The following is a 15,614-nucleotide window of genomic DNA, read 5'->3' as shown; positions in this document are numbered from 1 at the left end:
GGTGGTTAAACACTGCCCCTTACGACCAAAGAAGGGAAACGATAAAATGGCAGAGAAAAATACAACTGCGCTTACAGCCGAAGAGATTATCGCCAACGCTAAAAAAGAGGCTGAAAAGATTATCGCTAGCGCAAAAGAAACTGCAACTAGCGGTGAAATCGTAAGTCGTAGCGTATCTAAGGAAGATATCATCGAAGCATATAACAGCGGATTAAGTCACCTAGAGGTTGCTAAGAAATTTTATGGCAACACAAACGACGACAATATGCAGAAGGTTATTGCAGTCATTGAAGAAGCAGTACCATCAGGGGATGACAAAGACCCAGAGGTTGAAGTTACTGATCCTTGGATTGGAGCTTAATAGATTATGGACTGGACGAGAGAGGGCGATCTAACTAGATTACATAAGGTGTTTAATGACCCTCTTAAGTCTCGTCACGAGCGCAGATTAGCCCACGACACATTCAACAAGATATTACGCCAGCTAAAAGATAAAAAACTCACCGAATTACGTCGTAGGCTAATCCGAGCCAACATTGCAGACGATGATGCCGCCGTAGAGAGAATAACCGAAGAGATACATGAATACTCACGGCGTGCAGGCTATAGATAGCGACTACAACATAAACGGATCAGACCATTTCGTTCACGTCAACGAAATGGTTTTTTTGCTTGATATATGATACAATAACCTTACAATTAAGCACGAAGTGTGACTCTAAAAAACGAGAGCGCGTTGTCATCCAAAAAAGAAGGAAGCGTGCGTCGCAGCGTTGTATAAGTAGCAATCTGAGGTGATCGTTTGAGACAAATACGAAGCCGCCCAAGTCAGTATGGAGCGAAGAACTAGGCCCTCTTGGTGACCAGACAACAGACGATAGCTCTTATCCAATTTAATAGTATTTTTACAATTTGGAGTGTTGTTGAGAGATTTGGGGTTTGTGTGTATACTATAGGTACTTTAGTAAGTGAATGGGAGGCTTTACTAAAATGGTATCTAAGGACAAAATCATCAAAAGCACTATTGGTGCTGTTATTGGCGTAGCTGCAGTAGCAGGTATGGCTGGAGCTGCAAATAATAGTCAGCCACAGCAGACTATAGCGCCAGTAGTACAACCTGTAACATATTCAGACTGTAGAACGGAAGAAATACCGTTTGAAACACAGTACGAAGGTGAAACAGGTCAATATGGCTACACTGAAACTATAAAGCAACAAGGTGTAGCTGGTAGCAAAAAGATTTGTAAACCAAGCAAGCCAGGGTATGAAGATAAAGTGGAGGTTATAACTCAACCTGTAAACCACGTTATCGTCCGTACACCTAAACCTGCACCGCAACCAGTACAGCAGCAATCACACTATCGTGTCGGAGCAATCTGTCGTGACGGTTGGCAATCACATGCTACTGGAAGAGGGGCATGTTCACATCATGGTGGAGTAAGCGAGTGGCTGTATGAGTGATTGGCACGTGTGGCTTTTCTATGGCACCGCTGCATTTATTTCTGTATATTCAGTCATAACCTGGAAACAAATAATGTGGCTATATACGCTGGCGTCACCATATGGAGTTGATGATAACGATGTTGCTATAAAGATGTTTTCATGGAGTGCTTTGCGTCAGTTGGCTGCCAGTACCTTTTCCATACCAGCATTCATTTTGCTTGGTCAAAAATGTATAAGTAGTATTCCAATAGAGTTTGTTACTGTTCCATTTACTTTAGTTATTGCTACAGTAATATATACACTTGGACATAGTTATTCGGCACCAGAAAAAGCATTTTATAGGCTCAAAAAGTATGGATACTTAGCGGAGGATGCAACTGGTAATGGGGGATGGATAGAATTTACCATTCGCCACTTTATGCAATATACCTATGGGATGGTCCTGTCCCTTATCGGTATTATTGCAGTGTCTATATTTCTTTTGTATGTAGCGTTATTCTAGCGTGCTACACAAAAATGCTGTACAACGACTTTGCCGTCCCCGACGCCAATACCAGTATAGGTGTACTTGGGGTCGAGCATGGCAGCTTTGTGCGGCGGTGAACTAAGCCACCAATCTATAGATTGCTTTGTATCTGTTCCGCTATCGTTCCAAGTCAAGTTTTCGCTGGCGTTTGTGCAAGCGGCAACTTGAAGTCTCCTCATTTCTTCTGTAAGCGGTTGGTTCGTGTCTGGCATGTAGTGTCCGCGATAATTCCTAGCTATCATGTCGTCGGCTTTCATTTGAGCGGTCTTAGATAAGTTTGGGTGCAGTTTTAATGGTGCAACGCCGACTTTGGCTCGTTCAGTATTGACAGCGTTCAGTATTGACAGCTCTGTCGGCGGTTCTATCTTTTTGCTATTAGATAATTTGTTGGGATTTTGAAACGAAGGCGATTCTACGACAGGAGTTGTCTTTGTTATCTCTGTATTACGTTGAGCAACAAATAAATAGGCAGCAACTGCGCCAACGACTACTGCGATGCTAACAAAAATGACAAGAATAAATTTAGTCTTTTTCACGCCGACAGTATAACTGAAATCATCAGATTTGTCAATAACACTCCAAGTTACAAAAAGGAGTGTTATTCTTATGCAAGGAAATGAATCATATCGTCAGTACCTTCAATATCACGCAAACAATCACCCGTCAGCAACCAAACGAGCAGAAGCTCAAGCCCTTCTTAATGTTACTGGAGATGACGGTGGACTTAACGGCTACTTCCTGATGGGTAACGGCACTAACAATAAAGGTCAAACTATCGGAGAACAAAAGTCTAATGGCTACACTGCGTCATCCCTCAACCGTTCAGTCAATCCATGGTGGATGAACTCATATGCTAACTGGCAACATAGCCAAAAACAGGGTGGCGCGAACCTCAACCTCGACCTCGGCGGAGGCAGAGGCGGCGGTGGCGGTGGCGGAATGGGCGGTGGTAACCGTGCCAGTGCTGCTCAGTTGGCAGAATATGACCAAGGTATTGGACAGCTAGAACATGGACTAGGACGTATAGATAACCAATTAGGTGTACGCTTAGGCAATATTAACAACCAGTACAATACCAAAAAGAATGAATTAAAGAGTTCATGGAATAGGGCAGAAGGTCAATTTAACGACCAGACCCGTCAAAATCAGCAACAGCGACGTACAAACATCAATAACATCAATGACCGCTCAGCAGTTGGCTTACGAGGACTATTGCGTTCATTAGGAAGTATGGGTGCAGTAGGTTCAGACATGCAATTAGCAGGTCGCGCAGTTCAGAACCAAGCTAACCAGCAACGAACAGGCGCAGGACAGACTTACGCACAGAACCAAAAGCAAATCGACACCACGTGGGGTCAGTTTAAGAATGATTACGCGGATGAAGACAAGAAGCTCAACGACTGGAAAGCAAACGAAGATAACGCCGCACGTCAGTCATCTCAAACTACACGTCAGAACCTATTAACTCAATTAGCTCAGATGAAGAGCCAGAAAGCCGCCGCACAAGGTGCTAACGGTGCTAATGCCGCACGTGCAGACCTTGGACGAGCAAACGCTCTATCAAGCGAGATTGATAACCTAGGACGTCAGCAAAGTACATACAGCGGCAATAAGGTCCAATACAACGCAAAAGACCTAGACAGCTACAAGGTAGAAGGTGATACAGCAGTTGGTGTTTCAGATCCACAAGCAGCAGGTAATGACCCAACACTAAACATCTACAACACACGCCTAAAGCAAGAAGACGAGCGTAAACGTCAGAATCAATACCTGTAAATAAATTAGGAGGGGATTAGAGATAATGGACTTTTTCCAGAGAGTAGGCAACTTTTTCAGCGGTAAGGGTTGGGTAAGCGATGATGAACGTCGACGTAAAGAGCAACAAGTTCAAGCGCCAGTTCAACCACGCCCTCAGCCATTACAGCAAGTACAGCAACCTAACATTAACAGACTAAATGGTCTATATGGTGTAAATACACCTGGGTTAGGTGGTGGTACTAATATATTCAGCCAAGCTCAGCAAAAAGTAAATCCTAATCCCCTTCAACAGGCTAATCAAGCAACACAACAGCTAAACCAAAATAATCAGCCAAAGCCATTAATCCCAGAAAAGACTGTCAATGACGCCCCTAAAGTACTAACCCCTCAAGGGCAACAAGATTGGGTAAACAAAGAAAATAAGCAGATCCAAATCCAGAATGTCATAAACAACCCTACTCAGATACTTAAATCTCAGGTCCAACAGCAACAACCTAAACCTGCACCAGTGGCTATTCAACCTCAACAACAGAATAGACCACAAATAGCCCCAAGTTTTCCTAATCCTGGAAGAAATCCTTTATTTACCCAAAATCAGGACAGCTTAACTCGCGCCCTAGATATAGCAAAACAAGAGAGTGACAAATATAAGGCGGATCAGGCAGCACGCAACGACAAACTAGACAACATTATGCGAGCAAGGGGTGTTAGCGAGCCAGAAATCGCCAAGAACCGCCAAGTACGTATTGACGCAGAGAACAGAGCTTATTTATCAGAAGACAAAGCTAGACGTGATAGCAATATTGCACAGATGGCAGGACTGGCTACTTTACCAACACGTTCAGTGGTTAGCTTCACTAAAGGTGCTATTGACGGTGCTGGCCGTACAGTTGGTGATTCAGGCGATAAACTATCTCTAGCTGTCGCAGACGCCATGTATGGCATTACTGGTGATGAGTCATATGACAGAATACGAAAATATATTGTAGAACAAGGTAAGCAACGTAACGCTCAATACGATCGAGACCTAGGCGTATTCAAGAAGAACGACACAGATGTTGCAACAGCTTACGAGGCGGGTCAAAGCGCACAAAGACTAGCTCAAGATATAGGTACGGGTGTAGTCACTGGCGGTACTATACCCGTAGCACGTCAGTTTGTAGAAAATGCGGCGGACTTTATTACTAATGCAAACGCTAAAGGTAAGAGCACGCGTGAGATGTTGCCATATGCGTATGGTAACGCGGCAGTTCAGGCGGGAATAGAGAAGGTTGGACTAGACAAGGTCTTATCGCCTATCGGCAAAAAAGGTCTGACTAAGTTTATAACAGGTGCTATAGCAGAAGGTTCGGAAGAAGCCGCCCAACAATTTGCAGAGAATGCAATTGCTAAGCATACATACGATCCTAATCGTAAATATGAAGAGGGTGTGCTTAAAAGTGGTCTTATGGGTGCGGTCCTTGGTGGTCCAGCTGGAATGGCTAATTTTGGTGCTATGCGACAGACTGGCAATCAACCATCAAGTGCAATGACTGCACGAATGAATCAAAATGAAGCTACTGGAAAACTAGAAAAAGAGGCTATAGCTCAACGTCAAGCGCGTCAATCATCAGACAATACCTCACTAAAACAAGCGGCAGAAGTAAATGCAACTAATAACCAAAACAATCAATTACACCCAATTCAGGCGGTGAATGTAGCCCCAGCAGTAGAGAATACTATACCTAACGCTAGTCCAGCACTAAAACAAGCCGTTACCCAGAATATGTCAGATATTCAGCACGGTGATGTAAATGCTGTTGCCACACGTCAACAAACGACAGGAAGACTAGAAAACTATCTGATAGAACAAGCTACAAAAGACGTACAGAACTTAGCTAGACCAGAAATGAAATACAAACTCAATCCAGAGCATGAAGCCCAGGTGATAGCTTATAACGAGCATATAACACGTTTACGCCAACGTGAAGAATACTTGCGTGGTCAAGGAATGAGTGAAAATGCTCCAGCCATGATTAACCTACGTAAAGCTCAAGAGCAGGCTATATACGCCAGAGATCATATAGGTGAAGTAGATGAGAATGGATTGAAATATAAACTAAGCCCAGAACAAGAAACGTTCTTCAAGGACTCTAAGATCCGAGACGAAAATGGCAATCTGAAGACTGTATACCACGGTACAAATAGTGAGTTCGACCAATTTAGTCCATTAGCCGGTTCATCAAGTAGCACACGAAATAGGTGGGGCGAGGGTAACTATTTAGCATATGACAAAGATATGGCTAACGGCTACGGAGTCAATCTAAAAGAGATGTATGCAAATATTACATCTCCAATTAGCGATAAACAAAAGACAATCTCCTTTGATCAGTATGATGCCCTACATCGACGGGTAAATAACGGCGAGCCAGCATATCGTGAAGATTATGATATGTACGATAACGACATGGATTTGTTGTGGGATATTACTGACAACGGGCAATGGAAAAAATATGCTCAAGACATCAAAGATACCACTGGCAAAGATGGTGTGATTATGGACGATATGGCAATTACTTTTAGCCCAAACCAAACTAAATATACCAACAATCTCAACCCAACAGACAATCCAGATATGCGGTTTAAGCGTCAGGCAGAGGCTAAAATACAGGAAGTTCAACAATCAAAAGAACTACTAGCACGCCACCTACAACTAACGGGCGATGAGAACCTTGTATTCAATGAGTGGCAAAATGAAATGCAGAGGAAAGCATTAGGCTACTACGATCCAAAGACTGACCAAATCAACCTAAACAAGCTTACAGAAGACACTCTAAACCACGAATTAGGACATAAATTACTTACACGTGTAGAAAACAAACAAGACTTATTAAACTCTATCCGTGAATCTTATGGAGATGACTATTTAATAAACAAATATGGCAGTCAATATGGAAATGACCTGAACCTACTAGCAGAAGAACAACTAGCCGACGGATTCAGCGATTATTATAACGGAAGATTAAACGGTGAAGATAAAGTACGTCTAGGTACTAGATTAGGTATTCCTCAAAAAGTCTTAGCAATATACGACAGAATTACTGAAGCTGTTATGGGACTTGTTGGTAAACAAGATGCCATTAAACAATTCTACGCCCAAATGGAAACGGGGAAGTTCAGAACTGAACTGTTCGGAAATCCCGAACAGTTGGCAAAGAATACTAACCAGCTAAATAGCGGGGCATCTTATAAAATCCATGAAACGCCAAATGGAAGGCTAGTAGAAATTGAGGGGAATCCGCTAAAAGGAATACCTGCAAAAAATATTCCTCGTAAGGTGCGTGAAGTTATCAAGGAGAGGTTCCAGGGCAATGCTTATCCAATTGGTGATACTGGAGATGTAGCAAAAGTTACAGCTCGAAGCAAGAACGAAATATCTCATCAGCAGTCTACTATGGGCTATGAGGATTACAGAACTAAGGCAGCCGCCGCACATCAAATTGATGAATTGATGAGTTCAATGACACGCATTAAACACGCACCTAATTTGAAGAAGACACAAAAACCCAATGTTGCTTCATATACGTACGGTGATGTTGCCGTAAAGATTGGCGATAGACAGTTTACGGTGAGGGTTAATATAGAGAACTGGAATAACGGTAATAAAACCCTATACGATATATCATCCATAAAAGAAACATCCCCTCAGAGGATGAACCTCTTAAGGGGAGGGGATGTTAACAACTCCACTATAGCAAACAATCCTCAAGATGTCAATAGTGATAAATTCCAGCACCCTCTTCAAGAAACTATTAACGAAATGGAAGCCAACCCTAAGCCTAGAATGACTAGAGAATTAAGAGAGGCTATAGACGAGTTTATATATGAGAATATAGATCCAAAACTATTCTTAGAGCATAATGACACAAATATCCTCGGAAGTCATGGATTGACGTGGAGTATCCCACGCCTGCATGTAGACGACCTACGACACCACCTAGGAAAGGAGTTGGCTGGAGATCTACCGTCTAACTATAAACGCCGTACTGGTAAGCGAGATATCGATACAGTAGCTCAGGAAATGGGATATGACGACATCGATACGTTTATCGATGAAATTAAGCGAGTAGCTGAAGCACGTCGGGCAGAAAGAGAGCGAAAAGCCCTATTGGCAGAGTGGCGTAGGGATCCAGATGTCATTCAAGAAGCTCAGAAGATGATTGCGGAGCGACACGCAGAAGAAGCTAAGGTAGAGGCTGAGAAGCAAAAGAAAATAGAAGAAGCGAAGGCAGAAAAAGAACGACGTGCTGAAGAGGCTAAGGCAGAAAAAGAGCGAATTGAAAAGCAGCAGGCATTAGGAGAAATACTAAATAGAGGATTAGATGAAGGTCCAAGGCACAAAATAGCAGATATAGTACATAATGCTAGTGTAGCTACTGGTATTGACGAAAAAGCCGTTGCAAAACAATTTGCTAAGTTGGCTGAACAAAAGGGCTATGACATTACTGGAGAAAGGGCACTACTGAACACCAACGCACGCGCTGGCAGTATGTTAGATGAAAATGGACGACTACGCCCGATAGACGAAATAGCACCAGAAGTAAAAGAAAAGATTAAACTACCTGGAGCGGAACACGCGGTCCCAGCACCTACAACTACTGCAAATACAGCTACCCACAATACACGACAGATGATTTATAAGGATGAGAAGGGCGCATACCATTCATTCTATGAATACAGAAATATCTTTGGTAAATGGCAACGAACAGGCGCCGAAGCACCAAGAGTAACTTCACCACTACAGAAGAAATTCATAGACGATATTAGATCAGACAAGGCAGTTAATGATGAAGCTAAGCGTGCATTTGATGACGGTCTAGCTATTCAGTATATATGGAGAGAAAACTCTAAGGGTGTAAATGCTGAACTAGTGAGTGCTTTTGATGGTTATATGCAAACTGGAGACAAAAAGGCATATCGTCCAAGCGATAAACTAGTTACATTCAATCCAGATAAGCACTATATAGAATCTGGTAGGGTTGTAGATGCAGAAACTGGTCAAATTCTAGGTAATTACATTGAAATGACACCTGATGGCAACGTAACTATATATGCAGGTAAAAAGAAGATGAACCTGAATATGCACGATATTGACTTCAGTAAGATTAAGGAAATGCGCTTTGGTGCAGGTCAAACATGGACTACTGAAGGAATAATAGACCGTATAACAGGCTCATTAAGGCGAAGCAATAGCCTTGACTACTTTAAGAAGGGTGGCAATAAAACCAAAGAGGCGTTACTGAATATTATGTCTGAGACACCTCGTCAAGCTAACGCCGCCGCAGTAAAAGAAGGCAACGCTATCGGTGAACAGATAAAGGATTATCGCAAAAACTTGCTAAAACAAGCTAAAAAACACGGTCCACTAAAGCGCCAAATGCTACAAGACGCCGTATATGTAATTGAACCATCACGTCCGAAACGCGGCGAAAAATCACCATCATACGATGAACGCTTGAAAGTATTTGAAGAAGTTTATGGAAAGAGTGCTGCTGAAGCTCTGGATCAATACAACAGCTTCTTACGTGCTGTATACAAGAACTTGCTAGCTCGCCAAAACGAAAAGAGGGTAGAGCTAGGTAAAGACCCAATTATGGAGCGTAAAGACTATATTACGCACCTAGGAGAAATGCAGTCTGGCAAGGGAGCTATCGCGGCTATGTACGGCGGTGCTAAGAATCTATTATCTGGCGGAGATGTGGCTATTGAATCTCGTAAATCATTACCAGCTAAATTAGCAGGTCGTACAGGACTATTTAAGCCAAGCCAAAAGTTTAATCAATTCGCTATGCAACGTGTAGGTGACGTAAAGCCAACAGATCCATTTACACCACTAATGGAATACAGTAAGATAGCCCTACACAACATTCATATGACAGATGCTATTACAATGAACCGCTCGCTGGAAGTAGCGGTGCGCGCAGCTAGCGAAGCACGACAAGAATTTGCAGGTAAAGGTACTAGCGGTATACAAAAGCTAGCTGACAGAGTGGACGCCCTATATAATTCGGCTGCTTCTGGCAATGTTAATGCTGAAGAGCTAACGCAAGTAAGGAATAAACTATACGGATTAGAACGTGCAATTGGTCGAAAAATAGACGGTATACAAGAACTAAGTCGTCTAGTTAAAAAAGCTGACAAGTTTGGTGTAGAGAAACTAGACGCAAAAGATATAAATAGCCTAAAAGAAACCACCAACAATATGGCTGAAAGCCTAGATAAGATGCTTAATGACGTAAACTTTATGAAGCTGATGTCTGATAGCGCAAACGGACTGACTCAATTTGTCGGATTTGTCCAAGAACACGCAAACCGACTAGCTGGAAAGACAGACCCATTCCAACGATTAGTAAACGATACAGAACCGAGTCTTGGGAGTAAGTTTCTAGGTGCAACTGGTAGAGCATTAATGAAGCAGGCGGCACTATCTAAGATTGTCGGCAATATGAATTCAGTGGTAGCTCAAACGGCATCACTACCTGCTCTATTTTCTACAACCAACCCGAAAGCATTAATACAGGCATTCAAGCTAAAAAACCGTAAAGCTATATTACAGAAGTCTGACGCTCTAGCGCTAAGATATGCAGATGACAATCTGACAGATGATACCAAGTTTGAAAAGACCATGAAGACTGCTGGTATTCCTATGGAAGTAGTTGAAAGAGGCGTTATTGAATACACCTTCTTAGCTAAATACAATCAGGCAATCAATAATGGACTAAGTGACGCAGATGCAGTTAGATACGCAGAACGATTCATTAATGACACGGTAACCTTACGCGACCAGATAAGTACGCCACGGGCATATAATAGACTATTGCCTGCCTCATTCTTACAGTTCACGCGAGAAGTGACACAACAGAACCGTTATGTATGGAACCAGATGACTAATAAACAAAGAGTGGCACTTGCTGTTAATACGGCAATTGCATATAGTGCGATAGAAGCGCTAACTGGAAATAAGCCAGGGGTTGACCCATTAGGTACACTGATTGAGATTGTAGGCGACTGGCTAAGTGGTGGTGATGATGACGATAAAGACAATTCGGTACAAGCTAAACTGGAGCGCACAATCCAAAAAGTAGCTGGCCAGGCAGTTACAGCCGTACCTATAGCTACAGCTGTAGTTAATACTGCAACAACAAAAGACGACCGCAAGAAGCTATTCGGCAAAGAAAGCAACTTAGGACGTTACGACGGTACAATACCAGTTGTTGATTTACCTCGTAAATTGATTGACACTAAGGGTAAATTGGACGAGGCAGCTAAAGCACGTGAAGATGGTGATGACGATAAGGCAGAGGCGAAAACCAAAGACGCTATGTACAACATCCTAGGTCAATTACCAGCAGGTAGCCAATTAAAGAAAACTATTCAGGGTATTGCGGCAGCTCACTCTGGTGAAGTAAAAGACGGTAATGGCGAGACAAAGGTTGAGTTTGAAAAAGACAATCCATTCAATCTGGTCCAAGGTGCTCTATTCGGTAAAAACGCGCTAATACCAGTACAGGTTGAAGAAGGAAAGAGCTCGTGGGTTAATATGTTTAAGGCTGGCGGTCTAGTCGCTAACGCGTCTAATGGTATGCAAATAAACATGCCAACCAACAATAATCCACAACAAAAACAAGCAACAGATAATCAAATAGACCTACAAGGACTAAACAAGAAAGAAGCCGCTTCAATTAAAAAGAAACTAAAGAAGGGCGACTATACATTCCAAGACGGATTGCTGGTAAACAAGAACGGTAACGTAGAAAAAGGTGTATATAAAAAGCTTGCTAAATCTCAAGGACAAGGTGATGAAGCTTATCGCAACTGGATGAAGGCGTATGACATTGATAAAACATCAACTATTAAAAAAGAGTTCACTTCATTTAATGCGACGTTAAACAAGCTACAGAACGGCGCAGAGAAGGTAGATAAAGCTAAAACTGCCGTCAATATGATGACTGGTAAATACAAAGACCTACCAGACTGGGTAAAAGAGCGCTACTACAAAGAATCTGGATATACAAAGGATCAAATTGAGTACGGCGCGATGACATCTCATAACGAAGTAAGTCTGATGGACAATTACTGGCGTCAAAAGGCTCAAGAATCATCACACGAGGATCTAATACAAGAACTAGCCAATGGTCGACGAAAGAGTATTACAGGACAAATGTTTGCTAAAAATGGTGTAATCAACAAGCTACGTGCAGAAGGTTACATCACTAAACAGGAAGCACGCGCCCTTAATGCTACTCAGTTTGACACTGACGGCAATAAGATAACCAAAGATACCTCAGGTGGCTCTGGACGCTCAGGTAGCGGAAGAGGTAGAGGACGAAGAGGTGGTAGGTCAAGCGGCGGTGGTAGCACATCTCCATTAGCTTCTGCAACCGCTAAGAGCATGAGTCTAACATCTTCTGCGCCAAAAGCTAACGAATCATCCGCAAAAAACACAAGTATAAACCAAATCGGACAAAACCTAATAAGCAAGACTAACACTCAAAAACAGATAACTAACACATTAAAAAAGTGGAATGGTGCAAGCACCAGCAAAAACACGCGAATCCGCATTAAGAAAGCATAATAGTGATAATTATGATATAATATAAGCAGAAAACAGCGTGACCTAAAGAACACGGAGCGTCTGGCAATAATAAGCCGGCTCCGTGTTTTTAATTTAGGAAAAACGCCATGAACACTACGCAACTTATATCGGCAGTCATGCTGAAAGCTACTGGTAAGGTGCGCAACCTACCAGAAACAGACAAGAAATACCAGAAAATACTAGGTATTGCTAACATGTATATCCCTGTATGGCAAAGTGAACCTAATGTCGATTGGCAGTCTCTATATGACCCTAATTACAATATCGGAACACTATCAACGAATCAGGAATATGAAATCGACTTCACTAAGGTTGCCAAGATAAGCAACGTATACGGCGACACTATAAAGGTCAAAAAAGACAATCAGATTAAAGAATACACTACAGTGCCACCAGAGCAAGCGGGAATGTATAAGGGGCAAGACTGTTGCACTATCTCTGGTAATAAGCTGGTGTTTATCGATCCTATACGAAGTGAAGACCCAGTATTTGGAGGTCAAATAACAATACCTGTATATTTACACGCCCCACTGCTATCAAGCCCAAGCGATATGGTCCCAGTAGACAATCCAATGTGGCTAGTGGTGATGTGTGCCGCTGAATATGCTCGCAACGATATTCTTTTGCAGAACCAATACGGCAATCTCATCAATGAAGCCAACCAGCTAATGGAAAAAATGATAGAGAATAATGCTAGTCAAGCTAGATATGCACCTTTAAGTATGATTCCAGGAGTGTCTGACATATGCTAAAGCCCCCTAGCAATACTAAAGCACCAAAAATACAGCGGCTGTCGGTTGAGGATTGGACAAACGGCGTAGTCACTGCATTTGATGACGGTCGCTCACCGCTAAGAGGCCTAAGGTCATCTGAGAATATGATATTGGATCAGGACTCTGTCATTACCGTGCGACATGGTACTGCTAAATATGGTCCCCAGCCACTAGGAACAGTCTTAGGTGAATTGGCTGAATTTCGTAGCACTACAAAAGACGGATCCGTAAACTGGCTAGCTTGTCTTCAAAGAATAAATGGCAAAACAAAGCTATGTATAGCTAAAGGTGAAGACCTAGCATGGCAAGTTGTAGAAGGTAAAGAATATCACGAATCCGCCCGCGGTCATTTCAAGCAAATACGCAACAATCTTCTAGTCATGAATGGAGAAGATACTCTTAGCTACTTGGATATACCAACAAAGAAGATTGTAGCATTTCAGAAAATATCAGATCCAGCAAAGCCAATACTAGATAAAAACGTAGGACTAACTGGTACAGGATTTAAGGTGTTTTATGCAGTTACCTTTAACTCTACTGTTGGTGAAACCGCAGGATCGCCTCTATTATCTCAAGCTATCTCTACAGACCGAGATATGTGGAACGGTGAAAAACATAACCTATCAATCAAGCGTCCAGATAGTACAGAAGCTAAGTCATGGAATATTTACTGTGGTGTTGGTGTTGACGGCGGCGGAGAGCCTACACTTTATCGTCTAGCTGCCGCGCTGCCAATGGATCAGACAGTATTTGTAGATAATGGATCACGTAGCCTAGACATGTCAGTACCTCTACCAAAAGACAATAACACGGCTGGTCCAAAAGCAACACGAGCCGATGTAGTCAATGGGCGTATATGGATGACTGGCGATAAAGACAATCTATTCTATGTATGGCGTGGTGGTGATTATGGTCATGAGCTAGACTTCTCACCTGGATATGGCGGTGGATATACGCCAGTAGGGAATGGTACCAAGGAAGTGCCATTTGCAGTACGACCATATCGAGATGGTAAAGGCGACCCTAAAGTAACGGTCCTAGCTAACGGTACAAACGGTACCGGTAAACGATTCTATATTACACCAACAAACATTACTTACGGTGAAGATACTATTACTGTCTGGCAAGTACAAGAAGATACTGGTGCTGATGGTACAGATAGCCCTGATGCTGTAGTCATTTACAATAACGACCTACTATATCCAAGCCGTGGCGGATTTAATACTACAGGAACTCTACCACAATTACAGAACGTCCTATCTACAAGACGAATTACTAACACCATTCAAGACGCCATTAGCAACCTAAACAGTAAAGCTATAGAAAAAGCCGTAGGGTTGGCATTTGAAGGTCGTGTGTATTGGGCGTTACCTGTTGCCGCTGACTACAACAACCAGATATGGATTTATGACACTGACCGTAGAGGTGCGTGGATGAAACCGTGGAGTATTCGTGCTGACTGGATGACACTGTATAACGATAACTCAGGCATAACTCACTTCTTAATAGTTCAAGGAAACAAGATAGTCGAGCTATCTAAGGGTGCAACTACAGTCGATGATGGAAAGCCGTTTAACACTAGCGCACAAAGTGGTCAATTACGATTTGAAGAGACTGGAAGGGATTGGGCGCGTGTATTGAAGGTGGTATTTGTACTACTCAGACCTCAGGGGCGTATTAATCTTACCGCCACTATTAAAACTGAAGACGGATTACAGACGTTTACAGAGACAAGATTTTTCGGAGCGTCTTCAAGCCGTACTGGATGGAGTGAACCTGGCGTTGGTTGGAGTTCTATCGGATGGAGTGAAGTGAGAGGTGTACCTGAAACCTTTAACTCTGCTAGCGAAGAGGTGGAACTAGAAGTAGATGAGGACGCTCACTGGGTGCAATACGGCTGGAGTTCATCAGACCCTGGCGTAAGTTACAGCATATCGAGAGTGGTATTTGAATACGTAAATATTGGCACGAAAGACCAAAGCTAAAGGAGGAATAATAAAATGGCAAGTGTTAGTGACAAAATTACAAAAGTAAAAGACGGTAGCAATCCTAACGTAGCACGAGTAGTTACCCCACGACCTGCAAACTCTGATACCCTGTCTGTAGATAGTCTAACTGGTTGGAGTGAAGATACTGCTATGCACTTTATGACATACAGAGTAGACTCAACAGGTAAAGTGGTCCCAGGTAGCCAGAGAGACTGGAAGGGTATGGCGAATAAGGCTACTGGTCAGATTATTAGTTTACAAATCCAGAATAACGCAATAGATGATGGCAACTTAGTTGGAGATATTGTTCAAGCTGGTCCTACTGCCAGCTGGGCGCAAGACCTAGCTGAGGCAATGCTAGAATCTCATAAAACCGACGGTTCTCTAAAAAAAGGTGCTGTAGGAGCCGAAAATATAGCCAAAGACAGTATTACTGCTGAATCAATCAAAGAGAAGTCTATTACAGCCGACAAGATAGACTTTACGACAAT

General features: G+C 42.6%; 10 protein-coding genes. 9 read left to right on the top strand and 1 reads right to left on the bottom strand.

Going from position 1 to position 15,614, the window contains the following annotated elements; translation table 11 throughout:
• Positions 1-46 precede the first annotated feature (46 nt).
• From LRM47_RS00680 to LRM47_RS00665, 4 genes are all read left to right on the top strand, one after another.
• Positions 47-361: a hypothetical protein gene (locus tag LRM47_RS00680; protein ID WP_243822415.1), complete on the top strand. Its 315-nt coding sequence runs from the start codon at positions 47-49 to the stop codon at positions 359-361.
• A 6-nt stretch (positions 362-367) separates the two neighbouring features.
• Positions 368-613, top strand: a complete 246-nt coding sequence (locus tag LRM47_RS00675) for a hypothetical protein (RefSeq protein ID WP_243822414.1) — start codon at positions 368-370, stop codon at positions 611-613.
• A gap of 377 nt (positions 614-990) precedes the next feature.
• Positions 991-1,461, top strand: a complete 471-nt coding sequence (locus tag LRM47_RS00670; protein WP_243822413.1) for a DUF3761 domain-containing protein — start codon at positions 991-993, stop codon at positions 1,459-1,461.
• A complete protein-coding gene (locus tag LRM47_RS00665; RefSeq protein WP_243822412.1) occupies positions 1,454-1,945 on the top strand; it encodes a hypothetical protein in 492 nt (163 codons plus the stop codon). The genes LRM47_RS00670 and LRM47_RS00665 overlap by 8 nt, the downstream gene beginning before the upstream one ends.
• On the opposite strand, the gene LRM47_RS04160 is transcribed toward LRM47_RS00665, so the two are convergent.
• Positions 1,942-2,505 carry a CAP domain-containing protein gene (locus tag LRM47_RS04160; protein ID WP_243822411.1) on the bottom strand — a complete coding sequence of 188 codons (564 nt, stop codon included), beginning with the start codon at positions 2,503-2,505 and terminating at the stop codon, positions 1,942-1,944. The genes LRM47_RS00665 and LRM47_RS04160 overlap by 4 nt on opposite strands.
• A gap of 70 nt (positions 2,506-2,575) precedes the next feature.
• On the opposite strand from LRM47_RS04160, the gene LRM47_RS00655 reads away from it, so the two are divergent.
• The 5 genes from LRM47_RS00655 to LRM47_RS00635 form a co-directional block, all read left to right on the top strand.
• Positions 2,576-3,745, top strand: coding sequence for a hypothetical protein (locus tag LRM47_RS00655; protein ID WP_243822410.1), 1,170 nt, complete (start codon positions 2,576-2,578; stop codon positions 3,743-3,745).
• 25 nt (positions 3,746-3,770) lie between these two features.
• On the top strand, positions 3,771-12,341 hold the full coding sequence (locus LRM47_RS00650; protein WP_243822409.1) for an ADP-ribosyltransferase-containing protein: 8,571 nt from the start codon (positions 3,771-3,773) through the stop codon (positions 12,339-12,341).
• Between the two features lie 107 nt (positions 12,342-12,448).
• Positions 12,449-13,114: a hypothetical protein gene (locus LRM47_RS00645; RefSeq protein ID WP_243822408.1), complete on the top strand. Its 666-nt coding sequence runs from the start codon at positions 12,449-12,451 to the stop codon at positions 13,112-13,114.
• Entirely contained in the window at positions 13,108-15,120 is a 2,013-nt protein-coding gene (locus LRM47_RS00640; protein ID WP_243822407.1) for a hypothetical protein, read from the top strand. Before LRM47_RS00645 ends, LRM47_RS00640 begins: the two co-directional genes overlap by 7 nt.
• A gap of 15 nt (positions 15,121-15,135) precedes the next feature.
• A partial coding sequence (locus tag LRM47_RS00635) for a hypothetical protein (RefSeq protein WP_243822406.1) occupies positions 15,136-15,614 on the top strand: 479 nt, incomplete at its 3' end.

The sequence above is a fragment of the Candidatus Nanosynbacter sp. TM7-076 genome, assembly GCF_022828325.1.
Classification (GTDB): Bacteria; Patescibacteriota; Saccharimonadia; order Saccharimonadales; family Saccharimonadaceae; genus Nanosynbacter.
The sequence above is the reverse complement of the archived record's forward strand: the minus strand, read 5'-3'. Positions and strand labels throughout refer to the sequence as shown.